The following is a 21,607-nucleotide window of genomic DNA, read 5'->3' as shown; positions in this document are numbered from 1 at the left end:
ACTATGTCTCACCACCGAAAATCTTGCGCACCACGGCTTTTGCGCGCCTCGTCACCCGCAGGTAGTTGTCGAGGAACTCTCCGCCGTCGTCGGTGTCCCAGCCCGCGGCCACCGCGACGGCGTTCAACTGCCGCCCGGGTCCGGGTAGCTGATCGGTCGGCTTTCCGCGCACCAGCACCAGTGCGTTACGCGCGCTGGTCGCCGTCAGCCATGCCTGCCGCAGCAGTTCGACGTCGCCCTCGGCGATCAGTTCCGCGGCGCCGATCGCGTTGAGCGACTGCAGCGTCGACGTGTTGTGAAGGGAGGGCACCTTGTGCGCATAGCGCAACTGCAGTAGCTGCACGGTCCACTCGATGTCGGCGAGGCCACCGCGCCCGAGTTTGGTGTGAGTGTTCGGGTCGGCGCCGCGCGGCAGGCGTTCGGCGTCCACCCGCGCCTTGATCCGCCGGATCTCCTGCACTGCCTCGGGTGACACGCCGCCGGGTGGGTAGCGGATCTTGTCGATCATCAACAGGAACCGCTCGCCGAGGTCGAGATCGCCGGCCACCCGGTGCGCCCGCAGCAGCGCCTGCACCTCCCACGTCTGGACGTAGCGCTGGTAGTAGGCCTGGTACGAGGACAGGGTGCGCACGAGCGGGCCGTTGCGGCCCTCGGGACGCAGGTTCGCGTCGACCTCGAGGGGCGGATCCGAGCTCGGCGTCCCGAGCAGGGCACGCACCTGTTCGGCGATCGTCACCGCCCATTTGACCGCGGCCGATTCCTCAACGCCCTCTTCGGGTTCGCACACGAACATTACGTCGGCGTCCGAGCCGTAGCCCAGCTCGCCGCCGCCCAGCCGGCCCATGCCGATGACCGCGATGCGCGCCAGCGGACCCCGGTCGGTGGTGTTGGCGCGGATGACCGCGTCCAGCGCGGCCTGCAGCACCGCAACCCATACCGACGTCAGCGCGCGACACACCTCGGTGACCTCGAGCATGCCGAGGAGGTCGGCCGACGCGATGCGCGCCAGCTCGCGCCTGCGCAGCGTGCGTGCCGCCGCGATCGCACGCTGCGGGTCGGAATACCGTGCGGCCGAAGCGACCAGGGCCCGTGCCACCGCCTCGGGTTCGGCGTCGAGCAGCTTGGGCCCGTTCGGTCCGTCGGCGTAGGACTGGATGACCTCCGGCGCCCGCATGAGCAATTCCGGCACGTAGGCCGAGGTGCCGAGCACCTGCATGAGGCGTTTGGCGACGGCGCCCTCGTCGCGCAGCGTCGCCAGGAACCACCGCTGTTCGGACAGCGCATCGCTGATGCGGCGGTAGGACAGCAGCCCCGCATCCGGATCGGGCGTGTCCGAGAGCCAGTTGAGCAACGTCGGCAACAGCACCTGTTGCACCCGGCCTCGGCGGGCGCTGCTGCCCGTCAGGGCCGCCAGATGCGTCAACGCGCTCTGCGGACCCTCGTAACCCAGTGCGGCCAGCTGCCGTTCGGCGGCCTTCTGCGTCATACCATCCGAGATGCTCACTGCCGGTTCGCCGACCGATTCCAGCAGCGGTTGGTAGAAGAGCTTCTCGTGCAGCCGCGACACCCGAAGGCTCTGGCGTTTGAGCTCTTCGCGCAGCACACCCAGCGCGTCGCGCGTGCCGTCGGGGCGCATGTGGGCGGCCCGTGCCAGCCAGCGCAGCGCCTCGTCGTCGTCTTCGTCGGGCAGCAGATGCGTGCGCACCAGCCGCTGCAGCTGCAGCCGATGCTCGAGCAGCCGCAGGAACTCATAGGACGCGGTGAGGTTGGCCGCGTCGTCACGTCCGACGTAGCCCCGCTCGCCGAGCGCGGCCAATGCGGCGACCGTCGACGCGACGTGCAACCGCTCGTCGTTGCGGCCGTGCACCAATTGCAGTAGCTGCACGGCGAATTCAACGTCGCGCAAGCCGCCGGTGCCCAGCTTGATCTCCCGCGACCGCTGGCCGGCGGGCACCAGCTCCTCGACGCGCCTGCGCATCGCCTGCACCTCGGAGACGAAGTCCTCGCGCTCGCAGGCCGTCCACACCATCGGCATCACGGCGTCGATGTAGGCCTGACCGAGCTCGGCGTCCCCCGCGGCCGGTCGCGCCTTCATCAACGCCTGGAATTCCCACGTCTTGGCCCACCGCTGGTAGTAGGCGACGTGCGAGTCGAGCGTGCGCACCAGCTGGCCGTGTTTGCCTTCGGGCCGCAGCGCCGCGTCGACCTCGAAGAAGGCGTCGGCGGCGAACCGCATCATCTCGCCGGCCACCCGCGTCGCCAGCGCGTCGGCGGGTTCGGCGACGAAGATGACGTCGACGTCGCTGACGTAATTCAGTTCGCGCGCACCGCATTTGCCCATCGCGATGACCGCGATCCTGGGCGGAGAGTCGCCGCCCGTCGTCTTGATCGCGAGATGCAATGCGGCGGCCAGCGCCGCGTCGGCGAGGTCCGACAGATGCTCGCCGACGGTCGGGAAGGGCAGGACGGGTTCGTTCTCGACCGTCGGCGCCAGGTCGAGGCTGGCCAGCACCAGCAGCCGGTCGCGGTAGAGCTTGCGCAGCGGCTGCAGCGCCGTCGAGGTGTCGGCTGATTCGTCGGCCAGCGCGACGAACATCTCGCGCAACTCGTCGGCGGTCGGCAGCGTGACGTCGCCGGCGAGCAGCCGCCAGTTCTCCGGGTTCGCGATGATGTGGTCGCCGAGCGCCAGCGAGGAACCGAGCAGGCTGAACAGCCGCCCGCGCAGGCTCCGGTCGGTGAGCAGCGCGCGGTTGAGTTCGTCCCAGCCGTCGTTGAGGGCTTCGGCGAGCCGCACCATCAAGCGCAACGCCGTGTCGGCGTCCGGCGCGCGCGCCAACGACCACAGAAGCTCGACGTGGCCGTCGGTGTTCCAGCCCAACCGGTCGAGATCGGCGGGCGCGGAGGGCTCGACGAGACCCAGCCGGCCGACGCTCGGCAGCTTCGGACGCTGCGTCGCTGGTTTGGCCACGCCTAAAAGGTAGCGCAGCGCCTATGTCGGCTAAGCACCTACAGAGCCACGCCTTACAGAGACAGGTAGGCCTTCAGCTCGAACGGCGTGACGTGACTGCGGTAGTTCTCCCACTCCGCGCGCTTGTTGCGCAGGAAGTAGTCGAAGACGTGCTCGCCCAATGCCTCCGCGACCAGCTCGGAGTTCTCCATCTCGGTGAGCGCGACGCCGAGGCTGCCGGGCAGCTCCTTGTAGCCCATCGCGCTGCGCTCCTCGGGCGTGAGCGTCCAGACGTTGTCCTCCGCCTCCGGCGGCAGCACGTAGTTCTTCTCGATGCCGCGCAGGCCCGCGGCCAGCAGCACCGCGAACGTCAGATACGGATTGCACGCCGAGTCGGGGCTGCGCACCTCGACGCGCCGCGACGAGGCCTTCCGCGGGGTGTACATCGGAACGCGCACGAGCGCCGAGCGGTTCGCCGCGCCCCAGGACGCCGCCGTGGGCGCCTCGCCGCCGTGCACGAGGCGCTTGTAGGAGTTGACCCACTGGTTGGTGACGGCGCTGATCTCCTTGGCGTGCTCGAGGATTCCGGCGATGAACGACTTGGCCACGTCGGACAGCTGCAGCGGGTCGTCGGGGCTGTGGAAGGCGTTGGTGTCGCCCTCGAACAGGCTCATGTGCGTGTGCATGGCCGAACCGGGATGCTCGGCGAACGGCTTCGGCATGAACGACGCCCGCACGCCGTCGCCGAGCGCGACCTCCTTGACGACGTAGCGGAACGTCATCACGTTGTCGGCCATCGACAGCGCGTCGGCGTAGCGCAGGTCGATCTCCTGCTGGCCGGGTGCGCCCTCGTGGTGGCTGAACTCGACGGAGATGCCCATCTGCTCGAGCGCGTCGATGGCGTGCCTGCGGAAGTTGGGCGCCGAATCGTGCACGGCCTGGTCGAAGTAGCCGCCGTTGTCGGCGGGTACGGGCGGGGTGCCGTCGTCCTCGCCGGGCTTGAGCAGAAAGAACTCGATCTCGGGGTGCACGTAGCAGGAGAAGCCGAGGTCGCTGGCCTTGGCCAGCTGCCTGCGCAGCACATGGCGCGAGTCCGCCCACGACGGCGAGCCGTCGGGCATCGTGATGTCGCAGAACATCCGCGCGGAATGGTGTCGGCCGGAGCCGTCGGCCCACGGCAGCACCTGGAAGGTGGACGGGTCGGGACGGGCGACCATATCGGCTTCCGACACCCGGGCGAAACCCTCGATCGACGAGCCGTCGAACCCGATTCCCTCTTCGAACGCGCCCTCGAGTTCGGCGGGGGCGATCGCGACCGATTTCAGGTATCCGAGCACGTCGGTGAACCACAACCGGACGAAGCGGATGTCGCGTTCCTCCAGCGTGCGCAGCACGAATTCCTTCTGCCGATCCATGACCGCAGCGTAGGCACCGGCTGTTAATTCCGTGTTACACGGCGGCTGCGTTTGCCGGGTCACCAGATGCGGCGCATCTGGGCCCCGGTACGACGGTGTCGCAGCTGGGCCCGGCGCTCCTCTGCGGTCAGCACCTCGGTGCCCGCCGGGAGGTGGTCGAGCACGTCGGTGACCAGCACTTTCGTGACCGTGACGTCGGGAAAATCGTCGGCCTTGTAGAAGCGCGCCTGCAGGATCCCCCACGGCCAGTCGGCCTTGTCGAGCCAGTTGTGCACGCCCGGGTCGCGCTTGGAGACCACGCCGCGAAACCAGCCGTCCGGGTCGATTTGCGCCTGGGTGTCGTTCAGGCTGGACTGCCGGTTCACCCAGTCGACGGTCGAGAAGCGGTCGTCGGCCACCAGGATCTGCCAGTAGTAGCAGTTGGCCGGCACCGGAAACTCGACGACCAGCGCCTCGTCGTCGGCGATCTGATGGATGCCGTCGTAGTAGGCCTGCTTGGTCGCCAAGCCGCCACCCTGCTGGATCCACTGGGACCGCAGCAGCACGTTGAAGCCGTGGTGTTCCCGGTAGTACCGGACGAGCTCCATGTCGAAGTCGATCATCCCTTTGATCCAATCGCCCAGTTCCGAGAACCGGCGCGCGATCTCGACCGGCGACATGTCCTCGCCGCCGTCGTCGAGGCGGTTGATCGCGACCTGGGCGTCGATCTCGGTGTTCCAGTCGCAGGCGCACTTGCGCATCAGCAGCTTGCCGACCTCCGGGTTCAGCGGCCACCAGTCGCCGTCGTATCCCTCGGGGCGTTCGACGGACATGACCACCCGGAAGGTGCCGTCCTCGGCGATGGTCAGGTCGTCGAGGTCGTGGGTGATGGCCTGGAACTTCATCTGCCGTTCGACGCCCTTGAGGCTCTTCATCATTCCCGGTGCCTGCTGCGTGACCTCGACGAAGCGCACGGTGCCGCGGCGGCCGGTCAGCTCGTACACGCCGGAGCCGTCGACCTCGGCCGACAGGTAGACGTAGTCCGGGTTTGGCCCACCCTGGTTGCATGCGTAGTTCCACAGCGGCATGAACACCGGGCGCCGGGAGTCGGTGTAGACGTGGCAGAGGTATCCGCACGCGAGGATCGACAGCGCGAGCTTGTTCATGTCCTGGATCTCGGCATCCGAGGCGCCATCGGGTCGCCACGTCGCCAGCAGGTGGTCGGCGACTCCCTTGAGCGCCTCCATCTGCGTGTCCCAGCTGGGCAGGGTGGTCATACGTGAGCCTCCTCAGGCCTCCACGGCCACGTCGAAGTGACGGATGTAGAAGTCGTAGTCCGAGCGGATCTCGTCGACCGAGAGGCCGAACTGTTCCGCTGTGTAGGAGTGCGTCCCTTTGGCGCCCACCGCGTTGGCGTCCTGCCAGTCGAAGATCGTTTGCGCGACATCGGGTTTGAGCTCCAGTTGCAGCCAGTCGTAGACGCGGCGCACCGTGCCACGCGGATCGGCCACCAGTTCGCGGTGGTGCACGTCGAGGAAGCGGTCCTCGCCGAGGCGGGCGCGTTCGGCGATGGCGCGCTCCATGCCCTCACGCAGATGCCTGCTCACCTCGCGGCCGAGTGCGCACAGGTCGCGCTCCCCCGCCGCGGGCGGGAAGATCGTCGACACCAGGCTGGTGTAGGACGGCACGACCTTGGCCGGGTCGCGGTGCGTCATCACGAACCGCACGTCCGGATAGGCCGCGGCGAGCGCCTCGAGGTGGAACTTGTGGTGCGGCGCCTTGAACAGCCACAGCCGCGGCGGGCATTTCGATCCGAGCAACTTCACCACCCTGCGGTGGTAGGCGTACGTCTCGGTCAGATCGGTGCCCCGCCACCACGATCGGTACCCCGCCACCGGCAGCGTCATCTGCTGGCCGTGGAAGGCCATCCCGAGGATCTCGGTGTCCTCCATGGTCGCGTCGACCTCGAAGATGTGCATGGCGGCCTGCGCGGCGGGCCGCTCCTCGTGCATCCGGATGAACGCCTGCCTGCGCGGGTCGTCGGCCTCGCCGCCGGCCAGCGGCGGTGGAACCGGTTGGTACTGCTCCCATCCGCGCAAGCATCGGAACTGCGGGTCGAGGGACAACATGTCGGCCAGTGCGGTGGTCCCGGTGCGCGGCAACCCGTTGATGTCGACGGGCCCCTCGATGACGACGTCCTCGACCTCGGGATGGTCGCGGTAGTGTGCCTCGACCTCGAGGCGATTGACCAGCCTGCGGCGCAGGTCGCCGATCACGGCGGCGTCGGTGGTCGGGTCCAGGTCGCCGTCGCGTTCCAGGCTCTCCAGCAGCACGGTCAGCCCTTCGCGGAAGTCGCCGGGGCCGAAGTCGGTGTGGCCCGCTTCGGCGACCGCCTCGTCGAGCAGTCGTTGTGGCTGCGGATAGCGCATGCCCATCAGGTTTTCACGCGGTCGGGATAGTGGTGTGCGGCCATGGCGCGGAATCCGTCTCGCCAGTCGACCGTGCAGGGGCCGGTGATCGTCGTGCGCTTGGCGTGGTCGCCGACCGAACCGACCGAAGCACCGGGAACGGGTTGCACGTCAATCCGCGGCGTCGCACCGAGAAGCTCGCCGAAGTACGCACACCACTGCTGGACGCTGACCGGGGTGTCGCCTGCGAAGTTGACGATGGTCGCGGGCACGCTCGCCGCGTCGAGCAGTGCCGGGATCTGAGCGTTGATGTCGTCGTAGTGAATGGGGCTGTACGGCAACGGGTCCCAGCGAGCGATGACGGGTTGCCCCTCCACGATGGCCTGCAGATGCCACATCGGCAGGCCGCCGCGATCTCCGTAGGCGCTGCCCATGCGGGCGATGGTGGTCGGTATGGCGAACTCGCGGGCGCAGTACCGCGCGACGGCCTCCTCGGCGATCTTGACGATCGAATACGGTTGCGGGCTGGGCAATCCGGCGTCGCCGATCGGATCGTCCTCGCGGAACGGATGCCAGGGGTCGGGGTGGGGTTTGTACACGGTGACCGTCGACATCACCAGCGCGGCCTTGACGGCACGACAGTGCGACAGCAGCAGCCCGGTGCCCTCGGCGTTGACACGCAACCCCTGCTCGTAGTCGTCGCCGAAGTCGGCGGCGATGTGCAAGAGGTAAGTGAAATTGGTTGGCATATCGGTGAAATCACCGACACCGAGGTCGACGCGGCGGGTGGTCACGCCCAGCGCCTCGACCTCCTCGCGCGCAGCGGGATCGGAGAACCTGGCGATGCCCCACACCTCGTTGTCGCGCGCGAGCGTCTTGGTGACGCCGTAGGCGATCCGGCCAGCCGGTCCCGTGATGAGGACCCGTTCACCGCTCAGCATCGCGCGGTCGTGCCATGATCGTGCGTATGGATCTCTTCGAACAGCCGTGGCCCGAAGGGGATTATCGCTTCTTCCAACTCGGGCACGTCGTCGAAGACGTGCTCGAAGCCGCCGCGGGGTGGGCGCGGGTGTTCGGCGTCGGACCGTTCCACGTGTTGCCGGCCGTCGATCAGGAGACCGACTACGGAGGCGAGATCCGCACGGTCCGAATCCAGGTCGCGGTCGCGCAGGCGGGCCCGGTGCAGATCGAGTTGATCCAGCAGCACTGCCAGACCCCCAGCATCTACTCCGAGTGGAGCCGCGGAGGAACCAGCTCGTTTCATCAAATCGCCACGGTGACAAACGATTTCGACGCCAAGACGACACATTTCGCGTCGCTCGGCTATCCGGTCGCCGCCCAAAGCGTCGGCGGCGGTTTCCGCGTGGCCTACGTCGACACGGTGGCGGACTTCGGCTTCTACACGGAGATCGTCGACGCCCCGCCCGCTTTTCTCGACCATGTGCGCCGCATCTCTGCGACCTGCGCCGAATGGGACGGCAGCGACCCGGTGCGCATCATGACCCGCGACGGCTACCGGGTGCCGGAGGATTCCAGGGGCCACCCCGGGACTCTAAAGTCTTAGAGACAACGGTGGCAAGCATCTGGCAGGATCCATCCGTGATGGCCACCGACGACACCGACCCACAGACCGAGCTGACCGGCCCGTTGCAGGGCACCGCGCTGGAGAAGGCTGTACTGGAATCCCTCGACACCCTCGAACGCGCGCTCGCCGTGCAGCCCGTGGGCGACGGCCGCTTCCGGGCGACGAACGAACGCGATCGCTTCGGCCGGATCTTCGGCGGTCAGCTGGTCGCACAGGCCCTGTACGCCGCCTCGCGCACCGTCGACCATCACGCGCCGCACTCCCTGCACGCCTACTTTGTCCAGACGGGCGCGTCGGACACACCGGTCGACATCGCCGTCGACACCGTCCGCGACGGGCGGTCGATGGCCACCCGTCAGGTCACGATCGCGCAGGGCGACCGCACCCTGCTCACGGCCCTCGCGTCGTTTCACACCAATCCCACCGAACCCGAACTCGATCACCCCCGACCGGACGCCCCGGCGCCCGAGGAGATGCCGCTGCTGCAGCACTGGGTGCACCAGGTCCCGCCTCAGCTCAAGGAGAACGCTCAGAACTGGATCGATGTCCCGCCCGCGGTGGAGATGCGCATCGCGGAGCCGACGAACTTCCTCGGCGGGCGCCAGGTTCCCGGGCCCCGGTCGCACTGGATGCGGCTGCCCCGGCCCATCGGCGACGATCCGGCGCTGCACAGCGCGATGCTCGCGTACGCCAGCGACTACCTGCTGCTGGACATGGCGTTGCGCAACCATCCGCATCGCGCCGACTACGCGTCCATCGCGGCGGTCAGCCTTGATCACGCGCTGTGGTTGCACCGCCCCGTCCGCTTCGACGACTGGCATCTCTACACCCAGGACACGGTCGCCGTCACCGGACACCGCGCGCTGATCCGCGGGACCATCCGCGACGTGGCGGGACGCACCGTCGCCAGCACGTCGCAGGAAGTGTTGATCCGCCCGATCGTGACGTAGATGGCCGAACGCCGGACCCCGGACGGGCGACAACGTCGTCGCGAACTCTGCGACGTCGCGATCAAGCTGCTCGCCGAGCACGGCGCCAAGGGGCTGAGCCATCCGCGGGTCGACCGTGCGGCGGGCGTGCCGGAAGGGAGCACCTCGTACTACTTCCGGACGCGCAGCGCGCTGATCCACGCGGTCGCCGAGCGGGTTGCCGAGCTTGATCTGGCAGATCTGCGCTCGGTCGCCGAGGCCGACGCCGACACGTCCCGACAGGCCGCGGTCACCAGACTGGCCGCGGTGGTGATGAAATCGCTGACCGGCGACGGGCTCACCCGCACTCGGGCCCGGATCGAGCTGCTCCTACAGGCCAGCCGCGATCCGGCGATATCCGCTGTCTTTCATGCGAATTCGCAGACCTATCTGGCGTTGCATCGCGAGCTTGCGGAGCGCTCGCGAAGTTCGGACGTCGACCCCTCCGCCGCGGACGACCGGGCTCTGCTCACGGTGATGTTCATCAGCGGACTCATGCTCAGCGCGGCGGCGGGCAGTCAGCCGGTGATCGAGAGGCATCGGCTGGAGTTCCTGCTCGCCCAGATCGCCGAGAGCCGGTCCTGAAGGGGTCGCCTGGGGTTTCGACGGCACGCTGCATGGGTAGCTGACGTTCAATCGGGGGGTCGCGCCGCTGAAACCGATGCGAGGAGCGACCAAATGAATCTGAAGAAATCCGCATTGTCGATGAGCCTGGCCGGGGCCGTGTGCGGCTTCGCCGCGCTCGGCGCGAGTGTGGGCACCGTGCACGCCGACCCGAAGTTTCCGTCCCCGCCCGTGCCTCCCATTCCCGGGCCACCGCCGGTTCCCAAGGTCCACGTGCCGCGGGTCGAGGCACCACGGGTGCCGGATGTCCACGTGAACGTGCCACCGGCCGAGTTGCCGCCACTGCCCAAGGTGAACGTGCCGCCGCCCCCAGCGCCCGCCGTCGACATCAACCTGCCCCGCCTGGCGCCCAACCTGCCCGACGTCGACGCCTACTTCGGCCTGCCGGGCGCTCGCATTCCACCGGGTCAACTGATGAACGCGGCCACCATCAACGGTGTCCCGAACCCGTTCTTCAAGATCCCGCCCGGGCAGCTCAAGAAGATGCGGACCGTCCAGGGTTATCCGAACCCGTTCTTCGACGAGGTTCCGGGCCACTGGGAGATCCCGGCGTCGGTCATACCCGACGCCTGGCCGGGCGTGCCGGGGATCAACGACTACTTCGGCCTGCCGGGCCAGCAGATCGGCCCGGTACAGCTGAGGGCGGAGGCCACCATCAACGGGGTGCGCAACCCGTTCTACGGCATTTCGGCCGATGAGCTGAGGAAACTTCCGACCGTGCAGGGCTTCGAGAATCCGTTCTTCGACGGCGCCCCCGGACACTGGGACATTCCGTAGGAGCTAGTCCGAGGAGCAGGTGGTGTCCGGCGGCGGCACCGTCACGTCGACGAGGTAGCGGGCGGCGATGTCGTCGATGCACTTGTTGCCCTGGAACACCACGGTGTGCTGGGTGCCCTGGAACGTCACCAACGTCCCCCCGAGCTGCTTGGCGAGCTCCACGCCCGCCTGGTACGGCGTCGCGGGATCGTTCGTCGTCGAAACCACCAGCGTCGGCGGCAATCCCTCGACCTTCAGCTCGTGCGGTTCGCTCGTCGGCGGCACCGGCCAGAACGCGCATGTACCCAGCGGAGCGTGCCCGGTGAATTCGCCGTAGCTCATGAACGGCGCAGCCTCCCGAACCCGCCGGTCCTCCTCGGCGACCTTGGCCCGGTCGGTCACCGCCGGCTTGTCCATGCAGTTGACCGCGACTCGCACATCGGTGGAATTGTTGTAGTGGCCCTGCGCATCTCGCCCCATGTACAGGTCGGCCAGCGCGAGCATGGTGTCGCCGGTTCCGCGCTCCATCTCACTGAGCGCCTGCGTCAGATGCCGCCACAGGTTCGGCGAGTACAGCGGCAGGATCGTCCCCACGATCGCGTCGGAGTAGCTCAGCCCCCGCGGATCCCGGGTCTTGAGCGGCTTATCCACCAGCGGGTCGACCAGGCTGTGGTAGACGTCGTTGGCCTTCGCCGGATCGGTGCCCAAAGGGCAGCCCGGGTTCTTGGCGCAGTCGGCGGCATAGTCGTTGAACGCGGTCTGGAAGGCGGCGGCCTGCCGGACGTTGGCCTCGGTGGGATCGGCGTTCGGATCGACCGCGCCGTCGAGGATCATCGCGCGCACCTTGTCCGGATACGCCTCGGCGTACGTGGCGCCGATCCGGGTGCCGTAGGAATAGCCGAGGTAGGTCAACTTCTCGTCACCGAGCGCCTGGCGCATCGCCTCGAGATCCTTGGCCACGTTGACGGTTCCGACGTTGGCGAGGAACTCCTTGCCCATCTTGTCCTCGCAGCGCTGGACGAACTCCTTGGTCTCCTTCTCGATCTCCGCGACGCCCTCCGGCGAATAGTCGACCTGGGGCTCGGCCCGTAGCCGGTCGTTGTCGGCATCGGAGTTGCACCACAGCGCGGGCGTGGAATTGGCGACGCCGCGCGGATCGAAGCCGACGAGGTCGAAGCGCTGCCGCACCGACTCGGGCAACGAGCCGACGACGCTGGCGGCGGCCTCCACACCGGACTCCCCCGGCCCGCCCGGGTTGATGACCAACGAGCCGATCTTGTCGCCGGTGGCCCTGAACCGGATCATCGCGATGCGGGCGACGTCACCGTCGGGGTCGTCGTAGTTCACCGGGACCGACAGCATGCCGCACTCCGCATCGGCGGGAATCCGCGACTCGTCGGGCTGTTCGGTCTGGCACTTGGTCCACTCGATCGGGGTACCGGGCGGCGGAACCGCGACGACGGCGCGGCCGTCCACCAGATGGCTGCATCCGGTGGCCGCGAGCAGCACAGTGGCCGCGAGGACCCCGATCTTGGCGTTCATGGCTCAACATGCTGCCATGAACCCTCATCGCCCCTGGCTAGGGCGCTATCGCGTGGCGGCCAGCAACTCGTCGAGGGCGGCGGAGAAGTCGTCGGCCATATCCCACAGGTCGGGCAGCAGTTCCGGACAGGACACGATGCCGACGTTCAGTGAGCCGGTCAGCGACATGACGGTGATGTTGAGCCCCGACCCGTGGAAGATCGGGCCGAGCGGGTACATCGCCTTGGCCTCGCAGCCCAGGTAGTACAGCGGCACCTGCGGGCCGGGCACGTTGGAGATGACGAGGTTGTGCACCGGCCTGGCCCCGCTGAGCCGGCTCGCGGCGTAGACGCGCATCGCGACACCGAAGACCGCAGGCGCGGCGAACTGCGTCCAGTCTTGCAGCAGGGTTGCGCCGATCGCCGAACTGTGTTGCTTGGCAACGGAATTCGATTCGGCGATCGACTTCAGCCGGGCGGCCGGGTCCTCGATGTGGGTTTCCAACCGCGAGAACATCCCCGACACTTGATTGCGGCCGGGCCGGTCGGATTTGTCGTGCACCGAGACCGGGACCATCGCCACGAGCGAGTTCTCCGGCAGTTGGCCGTGGTCGGCGAGGTACTTGCGCAGCACGCCGGACACCAGCGCCATGACCACGTCGTTGACCTTCACCCCGAAGTGGTTCTTGACGGTCTTGATGTCCTCGAGGTCCAGCTTGGCGAACGCGACGTTGCGGTGCCCGGTGACGTTCATGTTGAACACCGTCCGCGGCGCGGCGAACGGCGGCGCCATCGACAGCCCGGAGCGGGCCCGGCGCACCGTGTCGACCACCGACGTCACCGTCACGGGCAACGCGTTGACCAGTTTCAACGGTCGGGTCGCGAACTTGACCGCGCCGCTGACCGCGATCTCCAGCGAGCTCGCGTCGCCCGGACCGTCGACGGGGTCGGGCGGCGGCGCGTCAGGTTCGGTGCTGCACAGCTGCGACATCAGGCTCGCGCCGGTGACGCCGTCGACGCCGGCGTGGTGCACCTTCGTCATGACGACGAGGCGCCCGCCGTCCTGCGGATTGGTGCCGTCGATGTTCTCGATCACCCACTTCTCCCACAGCGGGCGGCTGCGGTCGAGCGGGAGCGACGCGATGTGGCCGCAGATCTCGGCGAGCTCGCGCGGCCCGCCGGGCGCGGGCAGCCCGATGCGGTGCAGGTGCCGGTCGACGTCGAAGTCCTTGTCCTCCACCCACACCGGATGGTCGAGGTTGAACCGGCTGTCGGCGAGCTTCTCGCGGAATTCCGGCATCGCCTTGATGCGTTGGTTCAGCGCCTCACGGAACCGATCGAACGTGTAGCCGCCGGGCATCGTCGAGGTGTCGAGTTCGAGGATCGAGCACACATGCAGCGGCTGCTGCGCGGTCTCGAGGTAGAGGAAACTGGCGTCGAGCCCGCTGAGCCGTTGCATGCCGCCGATGCTATGCCCGGTGACGGCGGGTGTGAGCAAATCCACTCAACAGCCCTTTTAACATCTCGGACACCAAGTGGCAGACTTGGTGGGTCAGACGAACCCGGGGACCGTACATCGGCCTCGAGGATTCGACCCGACCCACCCAATTGGGGGACAACGATGTCTGAGCAGACCGTGTACGGGACTGCCTCGTCCGCTCCGCGCACCAAAACCCGCACTCTCCACCTCCAGAAGTGGAAAGCCGAAGGCCACAGGTGGGCCATGCTCACCGCCTACGACTACTCCACCGCGCGCGTCTTCGATGACGCCGGCATCCCGGTGCTGCTGGTCGGCGACTCGGCCGCGAACGTCGTCTACGGCTACGACACCACCGTGCCCGTCACGATCGACGAGCTGATCCCGCTGGTCCGCGGTGTGGTCCGCGGTGCCCCGCACGCGCTGGTCGTCGCCGACCTGCCGTTCGGCAGCTACGAAGGCGGGCCGCAGCAGGCGCTCGCGACCGCCACCCGGTTCCTGAAGGAGACCGGCGCGCACGCGGTCAAGCTCGAGGGCGGCGAGCGCGTGGCCGAGCAGATCGCGACGCTGAGCGCCGCGGGCATCCCGGTCATGGCGCACATCGGCTTCACCCCGCAGAGCGTCAACGGGCTGGGCGGCTTCCGGGTCCAGGGCCGCGGCGACGCCGGCGAGCAGACCGTTCACGACGCCATCGCCGTGCAGGAAGCCGGTGCGTTCGCGGTCGTCATGGAGATGGTGCCCGCCGAGCTGGCCACCCAGATCACCGGCAAGCTGACCATCCCCACCATCGGGATCGGCGCGGGCCCGAACTGCGATGCGCAGGTGCTGGTGTGGCAGGACATGGCGGGCATGACGAGCGGCAAGACCGCGAAGTTCGTGAAGCGGTTCGGCGCCGTTGGTGACGAATTGCGCCGCGCCGCAGAGCAATACGCCGACGAGGTCGCCAGCGGGGTGTTCCCCGCCGACGAGCACTCGTTCTAGGCGAACTCCGCTTTCCGCTTGGCCAAAAAGGCGTCGACGCCTTCGCGTCCGTCGCTCGAGCCGGCGCGTGCGGCGATCAGCCGGCCCTCGAGCTCCATCTGTTCTTCGAGGCCGTTGCCGAAGGTGCCGAGCAGCAACTGCTTGACCCCACCGTTGGAGCCGGCCGACGTGGCCGCCATCTGATCGGCGAGCTTCGCCGCCCGCTCGGCCAGTTCGCCGTCCGCGACGACCTCGGTCACCAACCCCCACTGCGACGCCTCCTGCGCCGACAGGGTGCGGTTGGTCAGCATGAGCTCCTTGGTCTTGGTGATACCGATGAGCCGAGGCAGGTAGTAGGACGCGCTGCCGTCGGGGCTGAGGCCGACGCGGGTGTAGGCCATGGTGAACGACGCGGACTCGGCGGCCAGCACCAGGTCGCCGGTCACCGCGAGCGAGAATCCCGCACCGGCGGCAGTGCCGTTCACCGCGGTGATGACCACCGCGTTCATCCGGGCGAAGGTCGATATCGCGCGGTGCAGGTCGTCGGCGACGCCCTTGATGTGTGCACCGCGGTCGTCGGCGTCCGCGAAATCCTTCAAATCACCGCCCGCGCAGAAGAACCGGCCCGAGCCGGTGAGGACCACGACCTTGGTCGCAGCGTTGTCGCACCGCTTGGCAGCGTCGGCCAGCTCACGAGTCATGGTGCCGTTCATGCCATTTGCCGCATCGGGTCGGTTGAGGGTGATGCGGGTGATGGCGCCGGTCTGCTCGACGGTCAGCGTTTCGTAATCGGTCACAGTGGGACCTTATATTCGCCGCCCTCCCCGATGTTCACCTGCGTGTGGCAATCTGTCTCGCACCATGGGCAAATCGGGCGAGTCGGCGCGGCATCTGGAGGTCGAGCGCAAGTTCGACGTGGGCGAATCGACAGTATCGCCGTCGTTCGAAGGGTTGTCGTCGGTGGTTCGCGTCGAACGGTCGCCGACACACCATCTGGAGGCCGTGTACTTCGACACCCCCGACCACGACCTCGCGGCGCGGCGCATCACGCTGCGCAGGCGCACCGGCGGTCCGGACGACGGCTGGCACCTCAAGCTGCCCGCCGGGCCCGACGCGCGGACCGAGGTCAGGGAACCGCTGGGTGAGGACGCTCTGGATGAGGACACTGGGGTGCCGGATGCGCTGCGCGACATCGTGCTGGCGATCGTGCGTGACCGTCCGCTGCAGCCCGTCGCCCGCATCTCCACCCGACGCACCGTCGACCTGCTCTACGGTGCCGACGGTGCGCCGGTGGCGGAGTTCTGCGACGACGAGGTGAGCGCCTCCGCCGAGCCCGACGGCCCGGAGCAGGTGTGGCGCGAGTGGGAGCTCGAACTGGCCGACGGCGCCGACCGCGAGCTGCTGGACCGGCTGTCGAACCGGTTGATCGACGCAGGTGCCGAGCCCGCAGCGAGCGGTTCGAAACTGGCGCGGGTACTGGATTCGGCGCAGGAGGACGCGTCGCAACCGTCGGACGCGGTGCACCGAGCGGTGGCCGAACAGGTCGAGCAGCTGATCGAGTGGGACCGCGCGGTGCGTGCGGACGTCGAGGATTCGGTGCACCAGATGCGGGTGACGACGCGCAAGATCCGCAGCGTGCTGCAAACCTCGCGCGAGGCGTTCGGCATCTCCGACGACGCGTGGATTCTCGACGAGCTGAGACAGCTTGCCGCGATCCTCGGAGTGGCGCGCGACGCCGAAGTGCTGGCCGAACGCTACGCGAAGGCCCTCGATGAGCTGCCGGAAGAGCTGGTCCGCGGACCGGTGCGGGAGCGCCTGGTCGGCGGCGCCGAGCGGCGCTATGCGGCCGGGCTGCGCCGTTCGTTGATCGCGATGCGCTCGCAGCGGTATTTCCGGCTGCTCGACGCGCTCGAAGGGTTGGTCGCCGCAGAACCGGTTCCGGCGCAGGACGAGGACGAGCGCAGTCAGGCGACGATCGACGCGGCCTACAAACGTGTGCGCAAGGCGGCGAAGGCCGCTGCGGAGGCGGACGAGGACAAGGACGAGGCACTGCATCGAATCCGCAAGGGCGCCAAGCGGCTTCGGTACACCGCGGCGGCGACCGGTCAGGGCAAGGTGTCCGATCGAGCCAAGAAGATCCAGTCGATGCTGGGCGATCACCAGGACAGCGTGGTCAGCCGGACGCACCTGAGCCAGCAGGCCGAGGCGGCCCACGCCGCGGGCGAGGACACGTTCACCTACGGTCTACTCTTCCGGATCGAGGAGGAGCTTGCGCAGCGCTCGCGTGAGCAGTTGGACCGCGCGCTCAAGAAGCTCGCCAAGGCGGTGCGCAAGGCGCGCTGACCGAGGCCGGACTGGCCGCGCCGGTGCAGGGCGGATGAGTTGGCCTGTAAGCCGGATTCTGTCCCGCACCACCGCGGCTGACCGCGGCGGCGAGGTGGCGACCATCCATCTGGACACACCGTCACCGGGTGCCTCGAGCGGCCTACCCGCAGGCTCGGGCGAGCAACCCTCGGGCGCCTGCGCGGCCGCAACCAGGTTGCGGCCTTCTTGGCCTTGCTTCGGGTGGGGTTTGCCTAGCCACTCCGGTCACCCGGAATGCTGGTGCGCTCTTACCGCACCGTTTCACCCTTACCACCCCGAGTCCGAAAACCCGGTGGTGGCGGTCTGTTTTCTGTGGCACTTTCCCGCGAGTCACCTCGGATTGCCGTTAGCAATCACCCTGCTCTGTGAAGTCCGGACTTTCCTCGAAACCCAGGCGAACCTGGATCCCGCGGCCGCCCAGCCAACTCATCCGCTGGTTCAACGTAGCGCCTGTCGCCGCTGTTCCGCGAGTTCGACATACTTGGCGCATGGCGCAGGTGCCTCCGGCGCGCTATCTGATGCGCGCCAAGGATCTGGTCGACGCGCGGTACGCCGAGGCGATCACCGTCGACGACCTAGCCGCGGCCGCGGGTCTGTCCCGCGCGCACTTCAGCAGGATGTTCACCCGCACCTTCGGGGAAACGCCGCGGGCTTATCTGCAGACCCGCCGCCTGGAACGCGCCGCGGCGCTGCTGCGCAACACCGATCGCTCGATCGCCGACATCTGCGTGATGGTGGGGTTGCAGAGCGTGGGCTCGTTCACCACCAGCTTCGCCCGGGTGTACGGGCTGCCGCCTGCCGCGTACCGGGCCAGTCTGCCGCCGGCGGCGATTCACGCCCGGGTGCCGAGTTGCATCCTCAAGCGCGACACCCGGCCTCCCGCCGACAGCCGCGTGCGTAAGACAGCACACGGGGAGAAGACGCAGAACACCGACCGGTCGTAGCGTCGAGCCATGATCAAAATCGCAAGCGCCCACTTGTGGGTACACGACCAGGAAGCGGCATTGAAGTTCTGGACCGAGAAGGTCGGTATGGAAGTGCGGCAGGATGTTTCGCTGCCCGACGTGGACGGGCTGTTCCGATGGCTGACCGTCGGGCCGCCCGGTCAAGACGATGTGTCGATCGTGTTGATGGCCGTACCCGGCGAACCGGTCATGGACGAGGCGACCCGCAAGCAGGTGCTGGACCTGACCGCCAAGGGCTTCGCGGGGACGGTGTTCCTGACGACCGAGGACTGCCAGGCCTCCTATGAGGAAATGCGTTCGCGCGGAGTCGACTTCACCGAGGAACCACACGAAATGCCCTACGGTGTCGACTGCGGGTTTCGCGATCCGTCCGGTAACAGCGTGCGCCTGACGCAACTCGCCGACATCTCGGCCATCACGGGATAGCGCGTGCGGATTCCCACCGCTGCGCTCGCCTCGGCGGCGTTCTTCGTGGCCGCACCCGGCACGTTCGTCGGGCTCGGCCCGTGGTTGATCACGCGCTGGGAGTTGTCCGACGCTCCGGCATGGCGGATGGTCGTGGGCGGGATCGTGGTCATTGTCGGCCTGATCCCGCCCATCCACGCGTTCGTCGAATTCGTCAGGGCCGGTGGCACTCCCATGCCCGTAGCACCCACGCAACGTTTGGTCGTGACGGGCTTCAACCGGTTCGTCCGCAATCCGATGTACGTCGGGTTGATCGTCGCGATCCTCGGTCAGGCAGTGCTTTTCGGCAGCCTGTGGCTCGTGCTCTATGCGGCGATCGGGTGGGCGGTCACCGCGTCGTTCGTGCGTTGGTACGAAGAACCGACGCTGGTGCGAACGTACGGGGCGCAATACGAGACGTATCGCGCAAACGTGCGCGCGTGGCTCCCCCGGCTGACGCCGTGGACGCCGGTTGGGGACGTCAGCGGTTAGGCCACGTCGCGCGCGGCGCCGGTCCTCCCGGCGGGGCGGGCTTGAGGTTCGCGCCGGGAACCTGCGAGTTCTGCCAGGCCGACATGCACAGCCCGATCCTGCCGGGTTTACACCAGCCTCCCGTGCCCGGAATTCCGAGCGTGGTTTGGGATTGCGCCCAGCACACCCCGGTCCGCTGATCCCACACCTCGCTGGCCTTGCACTGGGCGTGCGCGGCCGGAGCGGTCACGAGGGGCGACGACAGCAGCACGACGCTGCACACCGAAGCCAGTAGGAGGACTGGTGCCGTGGTCCGGATTCTCATATCGATGCGTCTCCGTCGGTAAGCGGGGTCCTGGGGTCTCGGAGCGAGCGGCCGGTCATGACGGCGGGGTGATGGTCGTCTGTTCGTCGATGACCTTGATGGCGTCGAGCACGGCGTTCTGTTCGGTTTCGGGACTGTCCGCATTCAGCTGCAGGACGAAGATGCCGTCCGATGCCGGCACCACGACGGTCTTCTGGGCGACGAATCGCTTCTGGCCGTCGTTCATGAACGTGCCTGCGTACGAAAGGGCATCGAAGCCACCGAGTTTGCCCCTCTCGGGCGCCGCCAACGGCTTGAACTCGGCCATGTCCTCCAGCTGCTCCGGGGCGTATTCGAAGATCTTCGCCTGATCTACGTTGCCGGTGAGCTTCGAGGCGATCGCGTACATGTCCGGCGGGTCATTCGGATCCTTCGGGCTGTCGTAGGCGATGGCGCCGTAGGCCCATTCCGGCGTCGCCTCACCCGCGTCGCTCCATCCGGGCGGCAGCGGGAAGTCGAATGTCGGGGTTCCCGGTTCCCCCGGCTTGATCGGCGTTTCGGCGATCCCACTGTCGGTGATGTATTCGTTGATCGTGTCGTCGTCGTCGGCGGCGGGACTGGGTGTGGCCGTCGCCGTGCCGGTCTCGCTGGTGGCCGATGTCGTGGTCGTTGCTGACGTATCAGCGTCGGAACCGCAGCCGACGAGTCCAAAGCTCAGTGCGATGGCGAAAAGACCCGCCGCCGTCCCTACGGGGAGATTCTTCATCGGCTCGCCGCCTCCTACGGTTCTTGTTCACACGCCGAGGATTGATCTTGAAAGCGAGCCTAATGGGTAAGCACCGAAAATTTTCTACTTCGTCAATTTTCAGAACGGTGGGGGCTTGTAGATGACCGCGAGCCACGCCTGATGCTGCCGTTCCTCCTCGGCGATCAGCTCGCTCCGTCGCCGCCGTTCGGCGTCGATGCGGTCGAGGCGATCTTGTTGTCGGGTTTGTCTGCGGCGAGGCATCATTGCCATGCGGTCGGGGTTCTCGGGCGGAGGCGCGGCGACCGTGGGGACGCCGGTGGGCTGGCCGAGCACGGGAAACATGCTCGCGCCGTGAGGTTCTGACCGGTACACGTGGCCGGTCGGAGCGGTGAGAACGATTGTGCCGTCGCTAAGCTGTTCATCCTTCCAGCCACCGCTGCCGCAATAGAACGTCTTGATCAGATGGTGAATACGGCAGTAGTGCTTGGTGTTCGACGGATGCGTCGGACCGTACGGCCACGGCACCGTATGGTCCACATCGCATTTCGACACCGGCCTGTCGCATCCGGGCCAGCGGCACGTCAGATCCCGCCACTGCAGGAAGTCGGTCAACTTGGCGCTGGGCCGATACCCGGTGCCGGCGTTGCCGTTCGCCACGGCAGCGTCGGCGGCCGGCACGTCAACCGGCTTAAGTTCGGCATTGCGCACAAGCCCGCGGACCGACTCGGCCGGCAGAATCCCGAAACCCGGCAGATATCCCGGCGTGTTCCCGGACCCGTCCACCGTGGCCTGCTCGGCGAGAACATGGATCACCGCCGCGGACGCCGCGGCGCGGTAGGCGGCCGCCGGGCACTCGTCGGAGCCACACTGACACGCCAGCGTGGCCTCGAGCCGCGACAGCGGACCCACGGCGTCGGCACGGCGCTGAGACTTCGTCCGCGGATCGTTCTCACACACGGTGGCCGCCAACGCATCCAGCCGCGCATCCAGCGAGGCACCGTCCTCGGCGCGCAACTTGCCACCCAGGAACGCCAATCCCGCGGTATCGACAGGGCTGATCTCGACGTAGCGATGCTGATCGGCTTCCGGCGGTACCCGCACCGCGGCGGGGTCGAATTCGGCGATGAACAGATCGATGCGGTCGCGCAGCTTTGGTTTGGACAGCTTCATCCACTTGTCGACCCGCCATGCCAACGCCTCATCGAGGTTCACCATGACGTCGTCGTCGACGTTCTCGGTGCGCGCGACGATCGTCGACACCATCCGATAATCGATCACACCCCGACAGAACCGCCTGAGGACCTGCGGCAGCCGATCCCGCAGTGCGATCGCGACCTCGACCTGACCGACCGCTCGCGCATGGCTGATGTTCTGCACCGGCGCGATCTCGGCCGCCACCGCCGCGATCGCATCGGCCACGTAGAACCGCGACTCGACCATCTCGGGATTGCGCCTGGCGAACAACTCACCGACCAACGACAACCGGCGCCCCATCGCCGCCGACTCCTCGCGCGCCTCTTCACCCATGAAGGTGATGAGATCGGCATCCGAGGCGTCTTCGAACATGCTTTCGACACTAGTCCTGCCCACTGACGTGTCGACACGAAAATCGTGACCCTGTGGATCAATTCGCTGTCTGGGAGAACCTCACGAAATGTCGATCCCGGGCGTC

20 protein-coding genes and 1 other RNA gene are annotated in these 21,607 nt (G+C 67.7%); 9 read left to right on the top strand and 12 right to left on the bottom strand.

The window, feature by feature from the left end; genetic code table 11:
* Nucleotide 1 precedes the first annotated feature (1 nt).
* Genes A5698_RS02815 through A5698_RS02795 form a run of 5 tightly spaced genes read right to left on the bottom strand, consistent with a single transcriptional unit; the run spans nucleotide 2 to nucleotide 7,690 of the window.
* Nucleotides 2-2,968, bottom strand: a complete 2,967-nt coding sequence (locus tag A5698_RS02815) for a bifunctional [glutamine synthetase] adenylyltransferase/[glutamine synthetase]-adenylyl-L-tyrosine phosphorylase (RefSeq protein WP_068293044.1) — start codon at nucleotides 2,966-2,968, stop codon at nucleotides 2-4.
* A gap of 53 nt (nucleotides 2,969-3,021) precedes the next feature.
* Nucleotides 3,022-4,362, bottom strand: a complete 1,341-nt coding sequence (gene glnA, locus A5698_RS02810; protein ID WP_067087807.1) for a type I glutamate--ammonia ligase — start codon at nucleotides 4,360-4,362, stop codon at nucleotides 3,022-3,024.
* A gap of 59 nt (nucleotides 4,363-4,421) precedes the next feature.
* Nucleotides 4,422-5,618 (bottom strand): DUF1214 domain-containing protein, encoded by a 1,197-nt coding sequence (locus A5698_RS02805; RefSeq protein ID WP_068293041.1) that lies wholly within the window; start codon nucleotides 5,616-5,618, stop codon nucleotides 4,422-4,424.
* 12 nt (nucleotides 5,619-5,630) lie between these two features.
* Entirely contained in the window at nucleotides 5,631-6,770 is a 1,140-nt protein-coding gene (locus A5698_RS02800; RefSeq protein WP_068293161.1) for a sulfotransferase family protein, read from the bottom strand.
* A gap of 5 nt (nucleotides 6,771-6,775) precedes the next feature.
* Entirely contained in the window at nucleotides 6,776-7,690 is a 915-nt protein-coding gene (locus tag A5698_RS02795; protein ID WP_084792221.1) for an NAD-dependent epimerase/dehydratase family protein, read from the bottom strand.
* 26 nt (nucleotides 7,691-7,716) lie between these two features.
* Between A5698_RS02795 and A5698_RS02790 the strand changes: the two genes are divergently transcribed.
* The 4 genes from A5698_RS02790 to A5698_RS02775 all read left to right on the top strand — a co-directional run bounded on the left by A5698_RS02790 (nucleotide 7,717) and on the right by A5698_RS02775 (nucleotide 10,703).
* Nucleotides 7,717-8,313, top strand: coding sequence for a VOC family protein (locus A5698_RS02790; protein WP_231967280.1), 597 nt, complete (start codon nucleotides 7,717-7,719; stop codon nucleotides 8,311-8,313).
* 38 nt (nucleotides 8,314-8,351) lie between these two features.
* Nucleotides 8,352-9,284 carry an acyl-CoA thioesterase gene (locus A5698_RS02785; RefSeq protein WP_068293034.1) on the top strand — a complete coding sequence of 311 codons (933 nt, stop codon included), beginning with the start codon at nucleotides 8,352-8,354 and terminating at the stop codon, nucleotides 9,282-9,284.
* Nucleotides 9,285-9,887, top strand: a complete 603-nt coding sequence (locus A5698_RS02780) for a TetR/AcrR family transcriptional regulator (protein WP_068293030.1) — start codon at nucleotides 9,285-9,287, stop codon at nucleotides 9,885-9,887.
* Between the two features lie 93 nt (nucleotides 9,888-9,980).
* Complete coding sequence (locus A5698_RS02775; RefSeq protein WP_068293026.1) at nucleotides 9,981-10,703, top strand: hypothetical protein; 723 nt, start codon at nucleotides 9,981-9,983, stop codon at nucleotides 10,701-10,703.
* 3 nt (nucleotides 10,704-10,706) lie between these two features.
* On the opposite strand, the gene A5698_RS02770 is transcribed toward A5698_RS02775, so the two are convergent.
* Together A5698_RS02770 and A5698_RS02765 are read right to left on the bottom strand one after the other, a co-directional pair.
* Nucleotides 10,707-12,224, bottom strand: a complete 1,518-nt coding sequence (locus tag A5698_RS02770; RefSeq protein WP_068293024.1) for an alpha/beta hydrolase — start codon at nucleotides 12,222-12,224, stop codon at nucleotides 10,707-10,709.
* Between the two features lie 45 nt (nucleotides 12,225-12,269).
* On the bottom strand, nucleotides 12,270-13,661 hold the full coding sequence (locus tag A5698_RS02765) for a WS/DGAT/MGAT family O-acyltransferase (protein ID WP_067088077.1): 1,392 nt from the start codon (nucleotides 13,659-13,661) through the stop codon (nucleotides 12,270-12,272).
* A 162-nt stretch (nucleotides 13,662-13,823) separates the two neighbouring features.
* On the opposite strand from A5698_RS02765, the gene panB reads away from it, so the two are divergent.
* Nucleotides 13,824-14,660: a 3-methyl-2-oxobutanoate hydroxymethyltransferase gene (panB, locus tag A5698_RS02760; RefSeq protein WP_068293022.1), complete on the top strand. Its 837-nt coding sequence runs from the start codon at nucleotides 13,824-13,826 to the stop codon at nucleotides 14,658-14,660.
* On the opposite strand, the gene A5698_RS02755 is transcribed toward panB, so the two are convergent.
* Nucleotides 14,657-15,436 (bottom strand): enoyl-CoA hydratase/isomerase family protein, encoded by a 780-nt coding sequence (locus A5698_RS02755; RefSeq protein ID WP_068293011.1) that lies wholly within the window; start codon nucleotides 15,434-15,436, stop codon nucleotides 14,657-14,659. The two genes, panB and A5698_RS02755, sit on opposite strands and share 4 nt — an antisense overlap.
* A gap of 64 nt (nucleotides 15,437-15,500) precedes the next feature.
* Between A5698_RS02755 and A5698_RS02750 the strand changes: the two genes are divergently transcribed.
* Nucleotides 15,501-16,982 (top strand): CYTH and CHAD domain-containing protein, encoded by a 1,482-nt coding sequence (locus A5698_RS02750; protein WP_068293007.1) that lies wholly within the window; start codon nucleotides 15,501-15,503, stop codon nucleotides 16,980-16,982.
* A 31-nt stretch (nucleotides 16,983-17,013) separates the two neighbouring features.
* Here the strand turns inward: A5698_RS02750 and rnpB are convergent.
* Nucleotides 17,014-17,432, bottom strand: an RNA gene (gene rnpB, locus A5698_RS02745) — RNase P RNA component class A.
* Nucleotides 17,433-17,491: 59 nt separating this feature from the next.
* Here rnpB and A5698_RS02740 point away from each other — a divergent pair.
* Genes A5698_RS02740 through A5698_RS02730 form a run of 3 tightly spaced genes read left to right on the top strand, consistent with a single transcriptional unit; the run spans nucleotide 17,492 to nucleotide 18,904 of the window.
* Nucleotides 17,492-17,947, top strand: coding sequence for a helix-turn-helix transcriptional regulator (locus tag A5698_RS02740; RefSeq protein ID WP_068293004.1), 456 nt, complete (start codon nucleotides 17,492-17,494; stop codon nucleotides 17,945-17,947).
* Nucleotides 17,948-17,956: 9 nt separating this feature from the next.
* On the top strand, nucleotides 17,957-18,394 hold the full coding sequence (locus A5698_RS02735) for a VOC family protein (RefSeq protein ID WP_084792219.1): 438 nt from the start codon (nucleotides 17,957-17,959) through the stop codon (nucleotides 18,392-18,394).
* A 3-nt stretch (nucleotides 18,395-18,397) separates the two neighbouring features.
* Nucleotides 18,398-18,904: a methyltransferase family protein gene (locus A5698_RS02730; RefSeq protein ID WP_068293002.1), complete on the top strand. Its 507-nt coding sequence runs from the start codon at nucleotides 18,398-18,400 to the stop codon at nucleotides 18,902-18,904.
* Here the strand turns inward: A5698_RS02730 and A5698_RS28360 are convergent.
* The 3 genes from A5698_RS28360 to A5698_RS02720 form a co-directional block, all read right to left on the bottom strand.
* The gene (locus A5698_RS28360) at nucleotides 18,894-19,208 is read right to left on the bottom strand and encodes a hypothetical protein (protein WP_156670589.1); all 315 of its coding nucleotides are present in this window, start codon (nucleotides 19,206-19,208) and stop codon (nucleotides 18,894-18,896) included. The two genes, A5698_RS02730 and A5698_RS28360, sit on opposite strands and share 11 nt — an antisense overlap.
* A gap of 55 nt (nucleotides 19,209-19,263) precedes the next feature.
* Nucleotides 19,264-19,953 (bottom strand): envelope biogenesis lipoprotein LpqN, encoded by a 690-nt coding sequence (lpqN, locus tag A5698_RS02725; protein WP_068292999.1) that lies wholly within the window; start codon nucleotides 19,951-19,953, stop codon nucleotides 19,264-19,266.
* Nucleotides 19,954-20,052: 99 nt separating this feature from the next.
* Entirely contained in the window at nucleotides 20,053-21,501 is a 1,449-nt protein-coding gene (locus A5698_RS02720) for an HNH endonuclease signature motif containing protein (protein WP_068292996.1), read from the bottom strand.
* Between the last annotated feature and the right edge of the window lie 106 nt (nucleotides 21,502-21,607).

It is taken from the genome of Mycobacterium sp. E136 (assembly GCF_001666865.1).
In the GTDB taxonomy this organism is placed as follows: Bacteria; Actinomycetota; Actinomycetes; order Mycobacteriales; family Mycobacteriaceae; genus Mycobacterium.
This window is presented reverse-complemented; position numbering and strand designations above follow the sequence as displayed.